The sequence below is a fragment of the Aedoeadaptatus urinae genome (assembly GCF_900155585.1).
In the GTDB taxonomy this organism is placed as follows: Bacteria; Bacillota; Clostridia; order Tissierellales; family Peptoniphilaceae; genus Aedoeadaptatus; species Aedoeadaptatus urinae.
Map to the genome: position 1 here is coordinate 303,711 of NZ_LT707418.1, position 21,965 is coordinate 325,675.

General features: G+C 50.5%; 16 protein-coding genes. 1 reads left to right on the plus strand and 15 read right to left on the minus strand.

Features of this window, described 5'->3' with window-relative positions; translation table 11 throughout:
• Positions 1-8: 8 nt before the first annotated feature.
• Positions 9-926, minus strand: coding sequence for an adenosylcobinamide-phosphate synthase CbiB (cbiB, locus tag BQ7397_RS06690; protein WP_077075341.1), 918 nt, complete (start codon positions 924-926; stop codon positions 9-11).
• 145 nt (positions 927-1,071) lie between these two features.
• On the opposite strand from cbiB, the gene BQ7397_RS06695 reads away from it, so the two are divergent.
• A complete protein-coding gene (locus tag BQ7397_RS06695; RefSeq protein ID WP_077075342.1) occupies positions 1,072-4,518 on the plus strand; it encodes a pyruvate carboxylase in 3,447 nt (1,148 codons plus the stop codon).
• Between the two features lie 63 nt (positions 4,519-4,581).
• Here BQ7397_RS06695 and BQ7397_RS06700 read toward each other — a convergent pair whose 3' ends face one another.
• The 14 genes from BQ7397_RS06700 to uvrC form a co-directional block, all read right to left on the minus strand.
• Positions 4,582-5,982, minus strand: coding sequence for a sensor histidine kinase (locus BQ7397_RS06700; RefSeq protein ID WP_234970590.1), 1,401 nt, complete (start codon positions 5,980-5,982; stop codon positions 4,582-4,584).
• 14 nt (positions 5,983-5,996) lie between these two features.
• A complete protein-coding gene (locus BQ7397_RS06705) occupies positions 5,997-6,677 on the minus strand; it encodes a response regulator transcription factor (protein ID WP_077075344.1) in 681 nt (226 codons plus the stop codon).
• Between the two features lie 45 nt (positions 6,678-6,722).
• Positions 6,723-8,441, minus strand: a complete 1,719-nt coding sequence (locus tag BQ7397_RS06710; RefSeq protein WP_083703452.1) for a sensor histidine kinase — start codon at positions 8,439-8,441, stop codon at positions 6,723-6,725.
• Positions 8,438-9,112, minus strand: coding sequence for a response regulator (locus tag BQ7397_RS06715; protein WP_077075346.1), 675 nt, complete (start codon positions 9,110-9,112; stop codon positions 8,438-8,440). The genes BQ7397_RS06710 and BQ7397_RS06715 overlap by 4 nt, the downstream gene beginning before the upstream one ends.
• 1 nt (position 9,113) lies before the next feature.
• Entirely contained in the window at positions 9,114-9,785 is a 672-nt protein-coding gene (gene phoU / locus BQ7397_RS06720; RefSeq protein WP_077075347.1) for a phosphate signaling complex protein PhoU, read from the minus strand.
• Between the two features lie 12 nt (positions 9,786-9,797).
• Positions 9,798-10,556, minus strand: a complete 759-nt coding sequence (pstB, locus tag BQ7397_RS06725) for a phosphate ABC transporter ATP-binding protein PstB (protein WP_077075348.1) — start codon at positions 10,554-10,556, stop codon at positions 9,798-9,800.
• Positions 10,557-11,375: a phosphate ABC transporter permease PstA gene (gene pstA, locus BQ7397_RS06730; protein WP_077075349.1), complete on the minus strand. Its 819-nt coding sequence runs from the start codon at positions 11,373-11,375 to the stop codon at positions 10,557-10,559.
• A complete protein-coding gene (gene pstC, locus BQ7397_RS06735) occupies positions 11,375-12,232 on the minus strand; it encodes a phosphate ABC transporter permease subunit PstC (protein ID WP_077075350.1) in 858 nt (285 codons plus the stop codon). The genes pstA and pstC overlap by 1 nt, the downstream gene beginning before the upstream one ends.
• Positions 12,233-12,349: 117 nt before the next feature.
• Positions 12,350-13,309, minus strand: a complete 960-nt coding sequence (locus BQ7397_RS06740) for a substrate-binding domain-containing protein (protein ID WP_077075351.1) — start codon at positions 13,307-13,309, stop codon at positions 12,350-12,352.
• Between the two features lie 113 nt (positions 13,310-13,422).
• Positions 13,423-13,881, minus strand: coding sequence for a glutathione peroxidase (locus BQ7397_RS06745; protein WP_077075352.1), 459 nt, complete (start codon positions 13,879-13,881; stop codon positions 13,423-13,425).
• Positions 13,882-14,139: 258 nt separating this feature from the next.
• The gene (locus tag BQ7397_RS06750; RefSeq protein ID WP_077075353.1) at positions 14,140-15,276 is read right to left on the minus strand and encodes a glycosyltransferase family 4 protein; all 1,137 of its coding nucleotides are present in this window, start codon (positions 15,274-15,276) and stop codon (positions 14,140-14,142) included.
• A gap of 175 nt (positions 15,277-15,451) precedes the next feature.
• Positions 15,452-18,976 carry a pyruvate:ferredoxin (flavodoxin) oxidoreductase gene (gene nifJ, locus BQ7397_RS06755; protein ID WP_077075354.1) on the minus strand — a complete coding sequence of 1,175 codons (3,525 nt, stop codon included), beginning with the start codon at positions 18,974-18,976 and terminating at the stop codon, positions 15,452-15,454.
• Between the two features lie 156 nt (positions 18,977-19,132).
• Positions 19,133-20,077 carry an HPr(Ser) kinase/phosphatase gene (hprK, locus tag BQ7397_RS06760; RefSeq protein WP_234970591.1) on the minus strand — a complete coding sequence of 315 codons (945 nt, stop codon included), beginning with the start codon at positions 20,075-20,077 and terminating at the stop codon, positions 19,133-19,135.
• On the minus strand, positions 20,067-21,932 hold the full coding sequence (gene uvrC / locus BQ7397_RS06765; protein ID WP_077075355.1) for an excinuclease ABC subunit UvrC: 1,866 nt from the start codon (positions 21,930-21,932) through the stop codon (positions 20,067-20,069). Before uvrC ends, hprK begins: the two co-directional genes overlap by 11 nt.
• Positions 21,933-21,965: the final 33 nt, after the last annotated feature.

The following is a 21,965-nucleotide window of genomic DNA, read 5'->3' on the forward strand; positions in this document are numbered from 1 at the left end:
ATTCCCTCCTAAATCAAAAAATAGATAGCTGCGTAAATAAGCAGGTATAAAACCGTGCTTCGCCACATAAGCTTCGCGGCCCCGTCGATGGCACCGGGCTCCACCGGGCTTAGGGCTCGGCCGATGGTGGGCTTATAGACGTACTCGCCGAAGTAATTGTGGCCGCCGCCGAGCTCGATGCCCAAGGCCCCCGCTGCCGCCGCTTCACACCAGCCCGCATTGGGGCTCAAGTGGGCGCCGTGGAATTCCCACACCGTATGAAAGGCACGCTTCATAAGGGAAACGGAGCCCGCCGTCAAGCACATGAGCAGGGCCGTGAGACGAGCGGGAATCCAATTGGCCACATCGTCCAGCTTCGCCGCCCCGTAGCCCGCCAAGCGATAGGTATCGTTAAGGTAGCCCACCATGGAGTCCATGGTGTTGACCATCTTATAGGCCATGGCCCCGGCGGGACCGAAGAGGGCGCCGTAAAACAAGGGTGCGATAATGCCGTCGGAGGTATTTTCAGCCACGGTCTCCACCGTCGCCTTAATGATCTCCTCTTCACTTAAGGTTGCCGTGTCCCTGCCGACGATTCGCGACAGCTGCCTTCGCCCCTTCTCCAAAGAAAGGGCCAATGCTTTTTTCACGCCGTGAGCTTCCTTGTGCAGGGTCTTTGCCGCCAAGGCGGTGTAGAGAAGATAGATAGACAGGACGGTTTTCACGGGGCCGCCGAACAGGCCGAGGAGGCCGCGAATCAAAAGATAAGTCGCCGCCGTATTAAATAAAGCGCAGGCGATGCCCAGAGGCTTTTTCCACCGCTCAGGCGCATGTAAAATGCCTCGGTATTCCCCGGCGATAATCTTTCCCATGCCCACCACGGGATGGGGCAGCCACATCGGGTCTGCAAGCACTATATCTAGTGCAAATGCGATCAATAAATTCATGGCCTATCCTTTCTGTTGTCCAGTTTATCACGGCAATGAATTCGAGACAATAGAGCCCCTTTCCCTTCTGTGAAATATAGATTAAGAATTGGATATTTCCGTGGTAAAGGGATATAATGGGTCTATTAGTATTAAGGAGGTCATTATGGAGAAAAGAAAGTTTAAACGCATTCTCGTCGCCAACCGCGGCGAAATCGCCATTCGTATTTTCCGAGCCTGTCGTGAACTCGGCATTCGTTCCGTTGCTATATATTCAAAGGAAGACAGCCTCTCTCTGTTCCGCACAAAGGCCGATGAATCTTATGAAATCGGCAAGGGAAAAAATCCCGTCGACGCCTATTTGGACATCGACGAAATTATTCACCTGGCTAAGAACAAAGGGGTGGACGCCATTCACCCGGGCTACGGCTTTTTAGCAGAAAACCCCGACTTCGCTCAAAAGTGTGAAGAGGCGGGCATCGCCTTTATCGGCCCGAGACCGGAAACCATGCGCCAATTAGGCGACAAGATTTCCTCTAAAATCATCGCCAGAGAAGCCGGCGTACAAACCATTCCCGGCGTCGACGATGCCATTCACTCCGATGAGGAAGCTCTGGAATTTGCCGAAGAAGCGGGCTATCCCGTCATGATTAAGGCGGCAGCCGGCGGCGGCGGTCGCGGCATGCGCGTCGTCAACAGTAAGGAAGAGCTTCTGGATCAATTCCACTCCGCCAAAAGCGAAGCGAAGAAAGCCTTCGGCAACGACTCCATGTTTATCGAAAAATATCTGGACCGCCCGAAACACATCGAGGTCCAAGTTTTAGGCGACGTCTACGGCAATGTGGTTCACCTTTTTGAACGCGACTGCTCCATTCAACGGCGCCACCAAAAGGTCGTGGAATTTACGCCGGCTTTTTCCGTTCCCGAAGAGCTGCGTCAAGCCATTTGTAACGACGCCCTAAAGATTACGAAGAATTTGGGTTACCGTTCCGCGGGCACCGTGGAATTTCTTGTAGACAGCGCGGGCAACCACTACTTCATCGAGGTCAATCCCCGGATCCAAGTTGAACACACCGTTACCGAAATGGTCACGGGCATCGACATTATTCAGGCCCAAATCCAAATCGCCCAAGGCTACGCCCTGGCCGATGCGCCTATCGACATTCCCAATCAGGAATCTATTCAACGCCGCGGCTTCTCCATTCAATGCCGCGTCACCACCGAAGACCCCCTCAATCACTTCGCACCGGATACGGGACAGATCACCCTGTACCGCTCCTCTTCCGGTTTCGGCGTGCGCTTAGACGGCGGCAACGGCTTCCAAGGCGCCGTTATCAGTCCCTACTACGACTCCCTCTTGGTTAAGGTCATTACCCAAGGCCGCACCTGGGAAGACACGGTGAACAAATCCATCCGATCCCTTCGCGAATTAAAGGTCGGCGGTGTCAAAACCAATATTGGCTTTTTGCTCAATGTATTGAACACGAAGGAATTCAGAGAAGGCACCTGCGACACGGGCTTTATCGGCGAACACCCGGAACTCTTCGACATTAACACCTCCACGGACAAAGAGCTCCGCGTCATGGAACACATCGGAGACATCGTGGTCAACAAAAATACCGACGCGAAAAAAACCTTCGACGTCCCTGTGGTGCCGGATTACAAAGAAGAAAGCTACAAGGGCTCGAAACAAATCTTCGACGAATTAGGCGCAAAGAAACTTTCCCAATGGATTTTAGATCAAGACCGCCTGCTCTTAACGGACACCACCATGCGGGATGCCCACCAATCCCTAATGGCCACCCGTATGCGCACCGTCGACCTATTGAAGGTCGCCAAGGCCATGAACTACAACATTCGCGAAATCTTCAGTATGGAAATGTGGGGCGGCGCCACCTTCGACGTGGCCTATCGCTTCCTCCACGAGGATCCCTGGGAAAGGCTGGACCTTTTAAGAGCGGCCATGCCTAATCTCCTCACACAAATGTTGGTTCGCGGCAACAACACCGTGGGGTACAAAAACTATCCCGACAATGTCGTTAAGAAATTCATTAAAGAATCGGCGGAAGGCGGCATCGACCTGTTCCGCATCTTCGACTCCCTGAACTGGATCGAAGGCATGCGCCTCGCCATCGACGAAACCATTGCCAACGGAAAAATCGCCGAAGGGACTATGTGCTACACCGGCGACATCTTAGACGAAAAACGGGACAAGTACAGCCTCGAATACTACGTCAAACTGGCAAAACAATTGGAAGATGTGGGCTGCCACATTATCGGCATCAAGGACATGAGCGGCCTCTTGAAGCCCTACGCCGCCAACAAGCTGGTGCGCGCACTGAAAAACGAAGTCTCCGTCCCTATTCATCTTCACACCCACGACACCACGGGCAACGGCGTCGCCACCGTCTTAATGGCCGCTGAAGCCGGCGTAGACATTGCCGATACGGCCATTAACTCCATGAGCGGGCTCACCTCGCAACCGGCCTTAAACTCCGTCGTAGCGGCTCTGGAAAACACCTCCAGAAGCACGGGCATCGACTTGGATGCCATCGACCAAATCTCCGCCTACTGGGCAGCCGTTCGTCCCGTATACGAGCAATTCGAATCGGATCTGAAGAGCGGCACCACGGAAATTTACAAATACGAAATTCCCGGCGGCCAATACTCCAACTTGAAACCGCAAGTCGAAAGCTTCGGCTTGGGCCACAAGTTCAAGGAAGTTAAGGAAATGTACAAAGACGTCAACCAAATGGTCGGCGACATTATTAAAGTAACCCCTTCCTCGAAAATGGTCGGCGACATGTCCATCTTTATGGTTCAAAACGATTTGACCCCCGAAAATATTTTCGAAAAGGGCGCGAACCTGGACTACCCGGACTCCGTCGTCACCTACTTCAAGGGCATGATGGGCCAACCTTACGGCGGCTTCCCCGAAAAGCTGCAAAAAATCGTTCTGAAGGACGAAAAACCCATTACCGTTCGTCCGGGTATGCTACTGGATCCCGAAGATTACGAAGCGGACAGAGCCCACTTGAAGAAAATCATGGGCCACGAGCCCACAGAGCGCGACGTCACCAGCTACTCCCTCTACCCCAAGGTATTTGACGAGTACGCCTCGAACTTCAGCAAGTACGATCAACTGTGGCGCATGGGCTCGGATATTTTCTTCCACGGTCTGCAAGAAGGCGAAACCGCCGAAGTCGCCGTAGGTGAAGGCAAGAACATGATCGTCACCTTGGTGGAAGTGGGCAAGCTGAAAGAAGACGGCAAGCGCACCCTGACCTTCGAAATCAACGGCTCCAGACGCAGCGTCGACATTACGGACAACACCCGCCCCATGCACCATGCAACAGGCGGCAGTGCCACCATCATGGCCGACGAAAGCAATCCTTTGGAAGTCGGCGCCTCCATCCCCGGCACCGTAGCAAAGATCAACGTAGCCGTCGGCGACAAGGTCAAGGAATCGCAACCTCTTTTGGTTTTGGAAGCCATGAAAATGGAAACCAACATTATCTCCCCCATGGACGGCATTGTGGAACACATTTCCGTCAAAGAGGGCGACAGTGTGGAAAGCGGCCAATTGGTTCTCGAGTTAAAAGAAAAAGAATAATCTTTCAATTAGGCACACGCAAAAGCAGCGACACCATTCGGTATCGCTGCTTTTTTGTTGCACCTATGCTTCTTCTCCCTTGGGCCCTTTAAAATAAAAGGTGCTGCCCACGCCGAGCTTCGATTTCACCCCGTAGGCAAAGCCGTGAAGGTCAAGAATGTTTTTGCAGATAAACAGGCCCAGGCCCGTGCCCACTACTTGCCGCTCGTGATTGTCCCGGCCTCGGTAGAACCGCTCCCAAATTTTGTCCCGGTCCTCATCGGCCATGCCGCGGCCGTAGTCGCGGACGCAGTATGTGATGTGGTCTTTCTGCTCAATCATATAAATGTCGATTCGTTTTTTGTCCGTGGAGTAATTCACGGCATTGGTAATGAAATTATAAATGACCTGGCGCATTTTATTTTCGTCGCAGATGATGGTGCCCTCGCCGTGAATAGTGAATTCATAGCCCCGCCGCTCCAAATTTTTGAAGCGACAGAGGACATCCTGCGTCAATGCCTTCAGATCAACCGGCTCCGAATCCAACTGTCCCAGACCCGATTCCACGCGGGACAGGTCCAAGAGGTCGTTGACGAAGTGGGTCAGGTAGTCCGTCTCTTCCAAAATGGTTTCCACGTGTTTTTCCCGGAGGGCTTTGTTGTCTCCGGAAATGTCGCGGATCATTTCGCCGTAGGATTTAATCACCGTGAGCGGCGTCTTGAAATCGTGGCTCACATTGGCGATTAAATCCTTGCGCATTTCAAGGGCGTCGGTGAGCTCCCCGGTGGCGTAGTTCAATGTCCGCGCCAAGTCGTTTATTTCCGTGTAGTCCTGCTCCTTAAACTGCACGTCGTAATTGCCCTGACCGAGGGCCCTGGCGGTCTTTGCCATGTCGGACAGAGGGCGCGCCAAGCGGGAGCTGAGATACAGGGACAAAATAAAGGCGAGAACCAGGGAAATAATGCTCACGATGATCAGCTGATCCTTCAGTATTTCCACCGTGGAATCCACGGGATCCACATTGGTAGACACGGCGAGGAAGTATTTCTCTCCCGCCTCAACCCCTAAATAGGAGACGTACAAAATCGACGAGGACTCTTCGTTTTTATAATCATTGACGTAGGTCTTCTCGGTTTTGTCGTTTTTAAGGAGCGGCTGAAAGTAAGTAAAGAAATCTTCGCCGCTGATCATGGGCTGGTACATATAGTCCAGGGGGTTTAAGGGAAAGACCAAACCGCCCTTTTCGTTGTAAACCTGCAGGCTTAAATTTTTCTCAAAGCTGTAGCGAAGCAGGGTGTCCTCGAAATCGTCCTTGCCGAAGCGGGTCGTGACCGCGCGGCCGACTTTTTCCGTGTCGCGAATCTTCATGGATTCGTAAAAGGAATTGATAAAGACGATTTGCAACAGCCACAATAGGATCAAGATAAACAATGCCATACCGGAGAAGTACAGCCAAAACTTGACGCGGATACTTTTTTGATCCACGATGGCGTCGCGGGTCACGATTCAGAGCCCTCGCCGACGAATTTATAGCCCACGCCCCGCACGGTGACGATGTAGCTTCGATAGGGCTCGATGCTGTTTCTGAGCATTTTAATATGGGTGTCCACGGTGCGGTCGTCGCCGTAAAAATCGTAGCCCCACACTTTGTTTAAAAGCTTCTCGCGGCTCAGGGCGATGTTTTCGTTCTCTGCGATAAAGACCAAGAGGTCGAATTCCTTCGGCGTCATTTCCACCGGAGACCCGTCCACATAAACTTCCCTGCCGTCCAGATCGATGGAAAGTCCCTTAAAGTTAAGTGCGTGGTTTTCCTTGACACTGCTGTTGCGCTTGGCGATCACCGACAAGCGCGCCATGAGCTCCTTCGGCGAAAAGGGCTTTACCACGTAATCGTCGATGCCGATTTCAAAGCCGTAAAGCTTGTCGTACTCTTCCCCTCGCGCGCTGAGCATGAGCACCGGAATGTCTTTAATCTTTTTTATCTCTTTATAGGCGCTGAAGCCGTCGAGGCGTGGCATCATCACGTCCATGACGATGACGTCGAAATCCTCGCCCTTGCAAAGGTCCACGGCTTCCATGCCGTCCACCGCTTCCACCACCTCATAGCCTTCAAATTCCGCATAGGTCCGTATGACCTCTCGAATCTTCGCTTCGTCGTCTACGACTAGTAATTTGTACATAGGCACCCCTTTCCGATACCTATTATACTATAGTTTCCCCGGAAATTACTTCGCCACGTAGATTCCCTTTTTCGGGAAGACCAGGCGGAAGGTGCTGCCGTGGTGGAGCTGGGATTTCACGTCAAGGGTGCCCTTTAAGCTGTCCACATTGTGCTTGACGATGGCGAGACCCAGTCCCGTGGATTTTTCATTGTAGCTGCGGGATTTGTCCACCATGTAGAAGCGCTCGAAAATGCGGCGCTGATCGTCGTAGGAAATGCCGATCCCCGTATCCTGTATGGTGACGATGAATTTATCGTCGGCCTTTCCGTCCAAGACGATGCGCACATTGCCGCCTTCCACATTATAGACGATGGCATTGTCCACCAAATTGGAAATCAGCTCCCGCATCAGGTCGGGATGGGTGTAGAGACGATTGTCCCGATCCGGTTGAAAGCCAAGGTAAATCCCTCTCGCCGCCGCGTCGGGCTCGTAGGTCTTGATGACGTCTTTGACCAGAGCTTCCATATCCACGACCCGGTACTCTTCCGGCCGATTTTTTTCTTCCAAGCGGCTCATGGCGATGACGGCATTAATCAGCTCAAAGAGCTTTTGCGATTCGCCGATAATAATGTCCAAAAACTTGTCCCGATCCTCCTCCGCCACCATGCCGGAGCGCAGGAGCTCGGCGTATCCGGAAATGGAGGTCAGTGGCGTCTTTAATTCGTGGGTCACATTGGACGTAAATTCCCGGCGGCTTCTCTCGGCCAGGCTTTGCTGAGTTTCGTCGATCATCAGAATCAGCATGCCGTAAAATTCGCCGGCGTCGTTAAATATAGGATCGAAGAAAAATTTGATCACCACGCCCTCCATGGCGATCTTTTGAACGTCGTCCTTTCGATTATCAAAGGCTCGGGAGAAGGCCTCGTAAAAATTTCGCTCGCGGCAGAGATACAAGAGATCCTTTCCCTGAAAATTAATGTAGAGAGAAGCGTTTAACAGCTTCACCGCAGCTTCGTTAATGGAGAGAATTTTTCTGTTCTTACCCAGAAGGATCACGCCCTCCGTCATATTATCCACCATGTCGATAAGCCCCGTAAGGCGGGAGGACAAGCTGTCCAGCCGGTATTTTTCCCGCAAAGCTTCTTTTTTCAGGGCATCTTCGTAGGACTTGTGGATGGGGCTTACTTCCAATTTAAACTCGGGATCCTGCAGATAGCGACGATAATTTTGTATGAGGAAAATTCCCTCCTCTTCCTCTTTTTCCCTGCGATAGAGGATCAGTAAGTAAAGAGCCGTGCCGCCGCACGCAGTGGCGATCACCGTATAGGGCAGGTAGTGGAAGGTTGCTCCCATCATACTTTCGTGACTCATCATGGTCACGAGCACGCTCTTGTCCTCAAAAACCGTAGTTTGAATGTAGCTGGTTGCGAGAAAGCCCTTATCGAAAATATGCCAGCCGGTGCTTTCCGTCATTCGCCGCGAGATCTTGCGGGCGTAGCTTACCATGGCGTCGGTTTCCTTAGACAGGCTATTGGAATAAAGCACCTTCCCCCCACCGTTTAAAAAGACAATGCCGTCGTCATTGTCCGAATCCCAATGGTCCAAACGACGAAGGCGATCGACTTCGTCGCCGTCTTTTTTTAGATCCGTCGTCAATGCCTCCAGCTTTTTTTCATTAAAACGAATCCCTCGATTATGGTAGTCGAGGGATACGGCTATTTGAAATATAAAGGCGATGACAAAGGCCATTAAAAAACTGAATCGTCGTATCTGTTTATTCATTCCTTATATCCTACTTTGTAGCCGATATTTCGAACGGTCTCAATCAGCGAGGCCTTGCCCTTCAGCTTGTGACGCAACGATGCGATGTGCACGTCCACGGTGCGGGACTCGCCTTCGAAGTCGTAGCCCCAAACCTGAGCCATAATCATCTCCCGGTTCAAGACGATGTTTTTGTTCCGGAAAAGATAATACAAAAGCTCAAATTCTTTATAGGTTAAGCTAATGGGCTCGCCGTCCACCAGCACGGTGCGCTTCTTTTTGTCGATGACGACGCCGTCGATGGCGATGAGCTGATCATCCTCCTTGGGACGGGCGCGGCGCAGAACGGCCTTTACCCGAGCCACCAGCTCCAACACGCTAAAGGGCTTGACGATATAATCGTCGGCGCCGATGTCCAGCCCCACGATTTTATCCAACTCGGAGGATTTCGCCGTAAGCATAATGACGGGAATGTCTTCCGTCGACGGGTTGTCCCGTATCCGCTTTAAAATTGTCAAACCGTCTTCTCCGGGGAGCATAATATCGAGAAGAACGAGGGAGGGAAGCTTTTCATCTATGGCGCGGAAAAGCTCCTCGCCGGAGGAGAAGCCCTCTACGTCGAAATCGCTGTTCTTAAGAGCATAGACGATTAAATCGCGAATGTTACCTTCGTCTTCTACACAATAAATCATTTTACACCCCGAATGTTTCTACGCCTAAGTAATCCTTGTGATGACCGGTAAGGGAGAAAATAACCCACTCGCCGATATTTTGTGCGTGATCGCCGACCCGTTCCAGATACTTGCCGATTTGCAACAGATCCACCAATTCCTGAGGATCCTCTTTTTCTTCACGGAATTTGCCGATGATCTTTTCGCGAAGCTCCACAAACAATTCGTCCACCACGTCGTCGTGATTAATGCATTGGGTAGCCAGGTCTTCGTCTTTGGTGATGAAGGCGTCAATGGCCATTTTGATCATGGAGGTGGATTCGATAAACATACGGGTAATCAAATCCGTGGTCACAGACAGGGGCTTGTCGTCCATGGTCAGGGAAATTTCGCAAATGTCTTGGGCTTGATCGCCGATCCGTTCCAAGTCCGTAATGATTTTTAAGGCGGCGGAAATAAAGCGCAAGTCCCCTGCCACCGGCTGTTGCTTTAAGAGAAGCATAAGGCACATGTCTTCGATGCGGCGCTCCATGCGGTCCACATCACGATCGTTTTGTGAAACGGTCGTGGCAAGCTCGCTATCCCGATCCTCTAATGCCTTCATGGCATCGGCCACGGCCTGTTCCACCATGGCAGCCATTTTTATCAGCAAGGTATTTAATTCATCCAGTTCTAAATCGTATTGTTTTCTCATGCCATCCCCCTATTATCCGAAACGACCGGTGATGTAATCCTCTGTCCGCGAATCCCGCGGATTCGAAAACATCTTTTCCGTCTTATCCATTTCAACCACTTCACCTGTAAGGAAAAACGCCGTCTTGTCCGACACCCGCGCCGCTTGTTGCATATTGTGGGTGACCATGACGATGGTGTAGTCCTTCTTTAAATCCTGTACCAATTCCTCGATCTTTAGCGTGGAGATAGGGTCCAGTGCCGAGGTGGGTTCATCCATTAAGAGCACCTCCGGCTCCACAGCCAACGCCCGAGCGATACAAATACGCTGTTGCTGGCCGCCGGAGACTTCCGTCGCCCGTTGTTGCAGCTTGTCTTTTACCTCTTCCCAAATGGCGGCACCCTTTAACGAGCGTTCCACGATTTCATTGAGCTCGTTCTTATTTTTAATGCCGTGGGTTCTGGGACCGTAGGCAATGTTGTCGAAAATGCTCATGGGAAAGGGGTTCGGGTTTTGAAAGACCATGCCCACCCGTTTTCTCAGCAGGTTGACATCATAGCCGGAATCGTAAATGTCGTTTCCGTCCAAGAGCATTTTTCCTTCGATACGACAATCCTCCACCAAATCGTTCATGCGGTTTAAGCATTTTAACATGGTGGACTTCCCGCAACCCGAGGGCCCGATAAATGCCGTGATCTCATTTTCCTTTATATCCAAATTGATCTTCTTTAACGCTTGAAAATCGCCATACCATAAATCCACATCGCTCACTAATAATTTCGTCTCACTCATTTAATTGCCTCCTGCTAGTTTCGAACCGATAAACGAACTGAGTGCGTTGATTAAAAGGGTTAACACAATCAGGATAAAGCCCGTAGCAAAGGCCTGATCCACAAACAGCCCTTCCGTCGACAGCACATACATGTGAAGGGACAGGGTACGTCCCGAGGATAACAGACTCGTCGGCATATCCGTCGTCGTCCCTAAGGTAAACATTAATGCCGCCGTCTCGCCGACGCATCGACCGATGGCCAGAATGACGCCGGATAAAATCCCCGGCACCGCCACGGGCAAGACGACGCGAATGATGGTGCGAAGCTTCCCCGCACCCAGTGCAAAGGAGCCGCTTCGCAGGCTGTCGTTCACGGCGATCAAGGCTTCTTCCGTGGAGCGAATAATCAGGGGCAAAATCATAATGGACAGGGTGAATACCCCGGAGAGAATGGAGTAGCCCAGCTTCAGCGCTATGGAGAAGAACAACATACCGAAGAGGCCGTAGAGAATGGACGGAATCCCCGATAAGGTTTCCGTCGTGAGACGAATCACTTCAACAATGCGGCTGCCCTTTTTTGCATATTCCACCAGATAAAACCCGGTGAAGACGCCCAAGGGCGTAGCGATAATCAGAGAGAGCGCCACCACGATCAAGGTGGTGATAATGGCAGGAAACATGGACACATTCTCCGTGGTGTAGGTTTTTTCAAACATGGCTCCGTTTAAATGAGGCGCCCCTTTTATGACAATGTAGCCCACGAGAATAATTAAAACAGCGAAGGTAATAAAAGCCGCCGCGAGGATGAGGCCGCGAACCATGGCCGAGCGTGTCTTCATTATTTCATCCTCCTTTTGACGACGTTAAACAACAAATTGATAAGCAGAATAAAGATAAAGAGAACGACTCCGGTGGCGATCAGGGCCTCCCGATGGTCTCCTGTGGCGTAGGCCATTTCCAAAACGATATTCGCCGTCATGGTACGGGTGCCCATCTTGATGCTCTCGGGCACAATGGGTTGGTTCCCGGCGATCATAATCACCGCCATGGTCTCGCCGATGGAGCGGCCGATGCCTAAAATAATCGCGGCCAGGATCCCCGATTTTGCCGCCGGCAGCACGACGCGCATCAAGCTGCGCTCGTTGGTGGCACCCAAAGCAATGGAGCCCTGGTAGTAAGATTTGGGCACGGATCGCAGAGAGGATTCCGACAGGCCGATAATCGTGGGCAAAATCATAATCCCCAAAAGCACCGACGCGGTAAAGACCGTCATCCCCGTGCCGCCCCACCATCCGCGGACGATGGGCACAAAAACCATGAGGCCGAAGAAGCCGTAAATAATCGACGGGATCCCAGCCATTAAATTGACGGCGGGCTTAAGAAATTTATACAGCCGGTCAGGACAATAAAAAGCCATAAACACGGCGGTTAATACCCCGATGGGCACCCCGACGAGAATGGATCCGATGGTGACGTAGACGGAACCCACGATCATGGGCAAAATTCCGAAGGACGGCGGCGAGGCCGTGGGCTTCCAATCCGTTCCCAATAAAAACTTCGCGATCCCCGTTTGTAAAATAAAGGGCACGCCGTTTTTAAAAATGAAATAACAAATAACAATAATCGAAAATACCGATAAGAGCGAGCAAAGTAAAAAAATCAACTCCCACGTTTTTTCAAAACCTTTTGAGTGCATGGTCCTCCTCCTTTTCGCCCCCACTTTATCAAGGCATTCTTAGGAATAGATATGGGCTTTGTAAAATCTATGTAAACAAAAAAACAGGTGTCCGTAGACACCTGCTGTGATTCTGTTTTATTTGGCCAGGTCGCCCCAAGCGGCCATGCTGCCATTGAAGATGTTTTTGATTTGTTCCATGGTAATGTCTTTGGCCGGATTTTCCTTGTTGACGATGACGGCGATACCGTCTTGTGCCAGGACGATGCCTTGGACGTTGGTCTTTTCTTCATCCTTTAGTTCACGAGAGCTCATGCCGATTTGTGCCGTACCTTCGGCGGCTGCGGTAATCCCTGCGGAAGAGCCGTTGGATTGAATTTGAATGTTGGCGCCGCTGTTGACCTTCTTGTAAGCTTCAACTAATTTTTCCATTAAAGGCGTGACGGATGTGGAGCCGGCCACGGTGATTTCGCCACTGACATTGCCGGGCTTGTAATCTTCGGCCTTCTCATTCTTGACGTAGCCTTCTTGTTCAGCGATGGCTTGACCGTCTTTCGAAAGAGCAAATTTGATAAAGTCGGCTTCCAGGGAGCCTTCCTTCGGTTCGCCCTTCGTGACTAAAAGGAAGGGACGAGCCAGCTTGTATTCGCCACTTAAAATATTTTCCGGCGTCGCTTCAACACCTTCCAAGGTCAGCGCTTTTACCGTGTCGTTTAAAGAACCCAGGGAAATATAGCCGATAGCCGAGGGGTTTCCCGCAACGGTTGTCATGACACCGTTAGTGGAGTTTTGTACCGTGGCCGATGCCGTGGTGTTGTCCACCTCTTGGTCCCCGTTCTTTTCAACGAGGCCGGTGATTTCGGTAAAGGCACCGCGGGTACCGGAGCCGTCTTCACGAGAGATGACGGCGATTTGACCCAGCTTTGCTAAGTCGCCGCTTTCGCCCTCTTTCGAAGCATTGGCGGTGTTCTCGGTCTTCGCCTTATTGTTCTTCGCTTGATCATTTCCACCGTTGGCTTTATCGCCGCCGGAGCAAGCAACAAGAGTTAATGCCAAAAGGGATGCGCCAATGGCTAATTTTACATTCTTCATTTTCATCGTTTGATTCCTCCTATAAAAAAATCTTCATCAACTAACGGCATTGTATCGGCCGACCATTAAGTCGGAATCATTTCAATGTAAAGACGATGTAAATCTTTTCGGAGAATCAATTATAATAACTCGTCGATGTCGCAAACAAATTCCCGCGGTTCCAGATCCGAGGGGAAGCGGCTGCGCAAATTGCCATCCCTGTCGATGAGGAATTTTTCGAAATTCCAGTGGATGGGATCGTCTCCTTCGGTTAAGGCGCGAAACAGCGGATGGGCATCGTCGCCAATGACGTCGACTTTTGAAAACATAGGAAAGGTAATGCCGTAGCGGGACGTAACGAATTCCTCAATGGCCGCCTCATCTTCCGGCTCCTGAGCCCCGAATTGATTACAGGGAAAACCCAAGACGACGAAGCCGTCGTCCTTGTAGCGCTCGTAAATGCGCTGAAGCCCTTCGTATTGATGGGTACACCCACAGAGACTGGCCGTATTTACCACTAAGACCACCTGGCCATCGTAGCGATTCAAATCGACCACATCACCGTGAATATCCTTCGCGGAAATCGAATAAAAATTCATACTATCCCTCCTTCCCAATAGTATACGCTAAAATGATTGCTTTATCAATTTAAAACAAAAGCATTATTGCACGTTAATTACCGTCTGCTTTCGGAAGAGCTCATTCAAAAGAAAAATCAACCTTTTGACCGATAGCTGCGCGTTCGTTGTAATTAAAATAAGGACATTGCAATTTAAGAATGTCCGAAATCGATGTAAAAGATGAAAAAAAAGTTGAGTAAACTCAACTGCCGATTTTTTTATTATCGTAATAAATTCTTACGCGCGACGACGGTGCGCGTTTATCCATAAGCCTTCGTATACGTTTAAGACAGCCCTCGCAAAATCGTTGTCGGTATAGATCTTTGACGCTCCTTTTATCGATCGGGTGCGCATGTATCTGAAGCTGTCTAAAAATTCCTTTTCATTTGTAAAAGACATTCCGTTTATTCCTTCTTGAAGTACGCCATTCAAGCAATCGTCTCGCTGCACCAAGAGAGGCAGTCCCGCCGCCAAAGCTTCCATATAGGTCAGGCCCTGGGTTTCTGCCTTGGACGCAGATACGAAGAGATCGCCCAGGGCGTAGTAGTTTTGTATCTCATCCCAAGGGACGCCACCGGTAAAGCATAAATTTCGAATAGCCATGTCTTTCGCTTGCATCTGCAGTCTTTCTTTTTCAGGGCCATCCCCTACGATCAACAGCTGCACGTCTTCCTCTTCCGTCTCCAGCCGTTTATAGCACTCCAGCAGCTTATCCGTCCTCTTCTCTTCCGCCAGCCTCCCGACGGATAACAACGTGTAGCCTGAGGATAAATTGAAGCGTTGCCTTAACCGTTCCACCTCCTTTGTGTTGTAGGATCTGAATTTATCGAGATTCAATCCCGTGGGCACCACGTGAACATCGCGTATTACCCGGTAGCCGAACAGTTTTTTTCTCACCTTCTCCGTCGGAACGATGACGGCGTCGGAATAGTTGCAAAACCTCGCACTTAAAGCGCACACCATTCGCTTTAGGCCCTCTGTTTTCGGCAAGGGCAGATAATGAATGCAATCTTCATACATCGTATGGTAGCTATGGACGTGAGGAATGCCAAATTTTTGCGCTACCTGCAAGCCCAATATGCCGACGGTAAATTCCGTTTGCGTGTGGATGACGTCAAGATGCATTTGCTTGCACTTATGGATCCAATAGGGCGCGACGACTAGGGCCAAATGTCTGTCTTTAACCATCATCGGGCTGACACTGGGCAGTCGAAAGATGCGTTCTTTAGGTGCGCTCTGTGCATTTTTTGTTCGAGACGTAATCACATAGACGGTGTGACCCATCCTTTCCAAGGCGCGTTTAAGCAAATAGGTAGAGTGAGCGACTCCGTTGATTTCGGGATAGTAGGTGTCTGTAAAGAGTCCGATTCGCATAATGCCTCCTTTTATTTGATTTTATCGGGGACCTATGGGATCGGTATGATTTTCTTGTAAAATGAATATAATTTTTTCGCACATCCGGCTCTTTATTTTATGTCTTCTTTTTTGATTTCTGCGTATGTAAAAAGGACCAAGCCGATGGCCTGGTCCTTTGTTTTATTTTAAGAAATTAGCCGTTTAAACGTTCGTAGTTTTCTAAGCGTTCTTTGGCGTTTCTTTCAGCTGCTTCGTAAAGTGCTTCTGCACGTTCGGGGAACAGCTTCTTCAAGGACGTGTAACGAACTTCGCCTTCGAGGAATTCTCTGTAGGGCTTCGTCGGTGCCTTGGAGTCTAAGCTGAAGGGGTTCTTGCCTTCATCTTTGAGGGTCGGGTTGTATCTGTACAGGTGCCAGTAACCGGTTTCAACTGCTTTCTTTTCTTCAGCAATGGAAACGCCCATACCTTGGCGAATACCGTGGTTGATACAGGGTGCGTAAGCAATGACTAAGGACGGTCCGTCGTAAGCTTCGGCTTCCTTAATGGCCTTGAGGGCTTGGTTCTTGTCGGCGCCGATGGCGATTTGTGCGACGTAAACGTAGCCGTAGCTGGTCATCATGAGACCTAAGTCTTTCTTACGAACTTCCTTACCGTTGGATGCGAATTTTGCAACTGCAGCCGTCGGGGTTGCTTTCGAGGATTGACCACCGGTGTTGGAGTAAACTTCCGTATCGACAACCATGACGTTGATGTTTTCGCCGCTGGCCAATACGTGGTCTAATCCGCCGTAACCGATGTCGTATGCCCAACCGTCACCGCCGAAGATCCATTGCGACGGTTTGATTAAGAGACGTTTCATGCTGCCGATGGAAGCCAAGAGCTTGTCTGCTTCAGCATTGCCGGTCTTCTTGTCGAGCAAGGGAAGAATCTTAGCTGCAGCAGCCTTGGTTACCTCGTAGCTGTTGAAGTCTTCTAACCAAGCGTCAAATGCTTTGGCGATTTCTTCGTCTGCGCCTAATTCCTTGAATTCTTCCATGTGTTTCTTAATGGTTGCTCTTTGTTGGTCAACTGCAACCTTCATGCCGTAGCCGTATTCTGCGTTGTCTTCGAACAAGGAGTTAGCCCAAGAGGGACCTTGACCCTTGTCGTTGGTGCAGTAAGGCATACTCGGTGCGGAACCGCCCCAAATCGAGCTACATCCCGTTGCGTTTGCAATCATCATGTGATCGCCGAACAGTTGAGTAACTAATTTGATATAGGGAGTTTCACCGCAGCCTGCGCAAGCGCCGGAGAATTCCAAGTGCGGCATGTGGAATTGAGAGTTTTTAACGTTGTTTGCAGGAATCTTATCTTGCTTGGAGGATACGGTTTCTGCGAATTTCCAGTTGTCAACTTGTTTATCGAATTCATCTTCGAACGGAACCATGACAAGTGCTTTTTCCTTAGCGGGGCAAACTTGTGCACAGTTGCCGCAACCGGTACAGTCGAGAGGAGAAACTTGAATGCGATATTCGTAGCCTTCCAGCTCTTTACCGTTGGGTTTTTTGGTTTCGAAGGTTGCCGGCTTCTTAGCTGCTTCTTCTTCGTCTAACAGGAAGGGACGAATAACAGCGTGGGGGCAAACGAAGGAGCATTGGTTACATTGGATACAGTTTTCGATTTGCCATTGGGGTACGTTAACGGCAATACCGCGTTTTTCGTATCTGGACGTACCTGCCATGAAGGTACCGTCTTCCATGCCGACGAATGCGCTGACGGGAAGGTCGACGCCTTCTTGACGGGTCATGGGAACGAGGATGTTGTTGATGAATGCCGGTGCGCCTTCGATTTCGTGGGATTCGGTTTCGGTTAAGTTAGCCCATTCCTTCGGATAATCGACTTTGTGTGCGGCGGTCATACCTGCATCGACAGCGGCATAGTTCATATTGACGATTTCTTCGCCCTTGTGGCCGTAGTCTTTAACGATGGCTTCTTTTAATTTTTCAACAGCGACATCTTCGGGGAGTACGCCGGAAAGCTTAAAGAATGCAGCTTGCATAACCATGTTGGTACGGTTACCCAAACCGACTTCGCCTGCGATCTTCGTTGCGTTAAGGATGTAGAATTTAACATCGTTAGCAGCGATGGAGCGTTTCAGGCTTGCGGGAAGATTTTCTTCCAGGTCTTCAACATCCCAGGTGGTGTTCATTAAGAAGGTACCGCCTTTTTTGATGCCGCGGAGCAAGTCGTATTGGTGTACGTAGGATTGCTTCGAGCAGGAAATGAAGTCAGCGGATGTTAACAAGTAGGTGGAAGTAATCTTGTTGGGACCGAAGCGTAAGTGAGACATGGTAACACCGCCGGATTTCTTCGAGTCATAGTCGAAGTAACCTTGTGCATACATGTCGGTGCCGTCGCCGATGATCTTGATGGCGCTCTTGTTTGCACCAACGGTACCGTCGGAACCGAAGCCCCAGAACTTGCAACCGATGGTTCCTTCCGGTTCGGTGTGGATTTCTTCATCGATATCCAGGGAAAGATGAGTAACGTCGTCTACGATACCGACGGTGAAGCCGTCTTTCGGTTGTGCTGCGCGCAGGTTTTTGTAAACTGCCAGCATTTGAGAAGGTGTGGTATCCTTACTGCCTAAGCCGTAGCGGCCGCCGACGATCAAGGGAGCATTGTCGCTGCCGTAGTACATGTCCTTAACGTCAAGCATTAAGGGTTCAGCTGCGGAGCCTTTTTCCTTGGTGCGGTCTAAAACGGCGATTCTCTTGACACTCTTCGGCATAGCGTCGAGGAAGTGTTTTCTGGAGAAGGGACGATAGAGGTGAACCTTCAGTAAACCGACTTTGTCGCCCTTTGCGTTTAAGTAGTCGACAACTTCTTCAATGGTTTCGGTAACGGAACCCATAGCTACGATAACGTCTTCTGCGTTTTCGTCGCCGTAGTAGTTGAAAAGACCGTACTTTCTGCCGGTTAATTCGGAGATTTGTTTCATGTAATCTTCCGTAATACCGATGATGTCTGTGTAGAAGTGGTTAGCAGCTTCTACTTCTTGGAAATAGATATCCGGGTTTTGTGCAGTACCGCGTACTTCGGGATCTTGGGGAGCCAAAGCACGTGCTCTGAATTCGTTGACTGCGTCCATGTCGACGAGTTTTGCTAAATCGTCGTAGTCGAGAACTTCAATCTTTTGAATTTCGTGAGACGTACGGAAGCCGTCGAAGAAGTGTACGAAGGGTACGCGACCTTTTATTGCGGATAAGTGAGCGACACCTGCCAGGTCCATAGCTTCTTGTACGGAGCCGGATGCGAGTAATGCGAAGCCGGATGCACGAGCAGCCATAACGTCTTGGTGGTCACCGAAAATGCTCAGCGCATGGCTGGCTAATGCACGAGCTGCAACGTGGAATACGCCGGGAAGCAATTCCCCTGCAATCTTGTACATGTTCGGGAGCATCAAGAGAAGACCTTGGGATGCAGTGTAGGTGGTGGTTAAAGCACCTGCTTGAAGTGCACCGTGTACGGCACCTGCAGCGCCGGCTTCGGATTGCATTTCTTTTACAGATACTTCGTTGCCGAAAATATTCTTTCTGTGATTGCTGGCCCAGGCATCAATATGTTCTGCCATTGGGGATGAGGGCGTGATCGGATAGATACACGCTAAGTCAGAGAACGCATATGCCACGTGTGCGGCAGCTGTGTTCCCATCCATCGTTTTCATCGTCTTTGCCATTTAAACCTCCTAATTTAACAACATTTTCCTATACCTTAATTATATCAGTCATCTTCTCAAATTCAAGTCATTGACACATGTATTCAATATTTAGATATGTTAAAAAGAAAACAGTCCGATTGCTTCGCATAAATTTTCGCTCTCGCGAAAAAAAATCTATCGCCCGACTTTATTTTTTTCGATGGATTCCATGACCCGTTGATTCAACGCCAGAGCCGCATTGTATCCCATTTCCTTCTGCTTAAAGTTCCGCGTGGCAATTTCGATGATCATGGACATGTTGCGACCGGTACGCATGGGGATTTCCATAATAGGCACGGACTTGTCAAGAATTTCGGTCTTTTCGTCCTCGATGCCCAGGCGATTGTAATCGGCAAAATCGTCCCATGGGGTCAACTCGATGACCAGCTCCACTTCTTTTTCCTCCATTATGCAACCGATCCCGAAAAGGCGTTCCACATCGATTATGCCGATGCCGCGAATTTCCATAAAGTGGCGGGTGATCTTAGGGGACGTGCCGATGAGGCGATTGTCAAGCATCCGGATGAGGACAGAATCGTCGGCAATAAGCTTGTGTCCGTTTGCAATAAGGTCCAGAGCCGTTTCCGATTTGCCGATGCCGCTTTCCCCAGTAATCAGGACGCCGACGCCGTAAATATCCAAAAGAATGCCGTGGCGACGAATGGAGGGCGCCAGGGCACGTTCCAAATAAGTTATCAATTTGTTTACCGCTCGGGAGGTGGAAACGGCGGTCCTCAAAATGGTGCAGTTGTTTTCTTTGGCGTAAGTCAACATTTCCGGAAAAATTCGTTGGTTTCTGGTGACGATCATCACCGTGATCTTGTGCGCAAACAAGGCCTTTAAGCGCATGCCGCGAACCTTGGGATCCAGTCCATCCAGATAACTCCACTCCGCACCGCCGATGATTTGGATGCGGTCGGGAACGAATTTCGTATAGAAGCCGCAAAGCTGTAAGCCCGGCCGATTAAATTCCGAGGAGTAGAGGCGGACGGTGCGGGTGCCCTCCGCCTGATGAATCACTTCGAAATCATTCTCTTTAATCAGCTCTTCTACGCTGATGCTCATTTTTTTATTGCTCATCCTTGCCTCCTTGAAAGTGATCCACCAACGACTGTGCCGCCGCCCTTGTCATGCCGTCCACCTCCGACAATGTCTCCACATCGGCGGCTTTGATTTTCGACAGAGATTTAAAAGCCGTCATCAGCGCTTGCTTTCGCTTCGGGCCGATGCCCGGGATATTGTCCAGCTCCGATCGAAAGCTCGCCTTCGCCCGCAGGCTTCGGTGGTAGGTAATGGCGAAGCGGTGGGCTTCTTCCTGCATTTGATAGGTGAGGCGATAAATGGGGGAATTTTTCGCCACGCGAATTTCCTCTTTGTTAAAGTAAATACCCCGGGTCTTGTGAAAGTCGTCTTTAACCAAGCCCGCCACGGGAATGTCCAGATTCAATTCCTTTAAGACGGTGAGAGCCTGGGTCACCTGACCCTTGCCCCCGTCCATAAAAATCAGATCGGGGAATTTGCCGAAGCCTTTGCTCTCGCCTACCCCCGCCTGTTCCTTCAGCCCCCGCTTAAAGCGGCGACTCAGCACCTCTCTCAGCGAAGCGTAATCGTCGGGCCCCTCCACATCCTTGATGCGGAAGCGGCGGTAGTCCGTCTTCTTCGGCAGACCCTCTTCAAAGACCACCATGGATCCCACGGATTCTACACCGGAAATATTGGAGATGTCGTAGGTTTCGATGCGATCCGGCGCCCGCTCCAGGCCCAATTTTTCCCTCAAGGCGTTCAAGGTCGTCTCCACGCTTTTTTGTTTGCTGCGCATTTGATCGGAATGCTTATCCAGCATATCGATGGCATTCTTCCTGACCATGGACATGATCTGCTTCTTCTCTCCGATCTTCGGCACGATAATGTGAACGTTGGCGCCTTTTTTCTCCCCGAGCATGGCTTCGATGAGCTCTCGCTCGTCGAAGTATTCGTGGACGTAGAGCTTCCCCGGAATATAGGCGGTGCCGTGGTAAAACTGGGAGATAAACGCCTTTAAGAGCTCGGCCGGGCTGTCCTCGTAGGGATTTTCCATAAAGAAATGCTCTCTGCCCATATTTTTTCCTCGGCGGAAAAAGAAAATCTGGATGCACACGTCCCGGCCTTGAGCGGCGAGGCCGATGACGTCGAATTCGTCGTCCTTGCCCGCCGCCGTGATGCGCTGCTTTTCCGTCAGGGTATAAAGGGCCTGCAGTTTGTCGCGGATCTGTGCCGCCCTCTCGAAATCCAACGACCTGCTCGCCTCTTTCATCTCCGCCTCCAGCTCGTCGAGAAAGACGACTTTTTTTCCGTCGAGGAAGTCCTCGATGCCCGAGATGTATGTCCGGTATTCCTCCTCGGTGACGGCGCCGATACAGGGCCCGGCGCAGCGATGAATGTGGTAGTTTAAGCAGGGGCGCACCACGGGATGAGGCTTGGAAAGATCCAGCTTGCAATTTCTCAGGGGGAAGCGCTCGTGCAGAATGTCGATGGCGGAGTTCACCGCCAAGACGTCGGGGAAGGGGCCGTAATAGCGGGCACCGTCTTTAATGACCCGTCGGGTCTTCATGAGGCGGGGAAAGGGCTCGTCGGTGATTTTAATATAGGGGTACTGCTTATCGTCCCTGAGCAAAATATTGTACTTGGGCAGATACTCCTTGATTAAATTGGATTCCAGAATTAAAGATTCCAGCTCGCTTGAGACGATAATGTATTCGAAATCGTCGATGTGGGAGACCATGCTCCATACCTTTTTATCCTTCTTGCCATAGGAACCGAAGTATTGACGCACCCGCTTTTTTAAATTTTTCGCCTTGCCCACGTAAATAATTTGATCCAGCTTGTTCTTCATTAAGTAAACGCCGGGATCGTCGGGCAAAGTTTTTAATTTGTCGCTTATGGCCGCTTGACTCATGACACGCTCCTCATCGCTAGTAAAAAACTGACC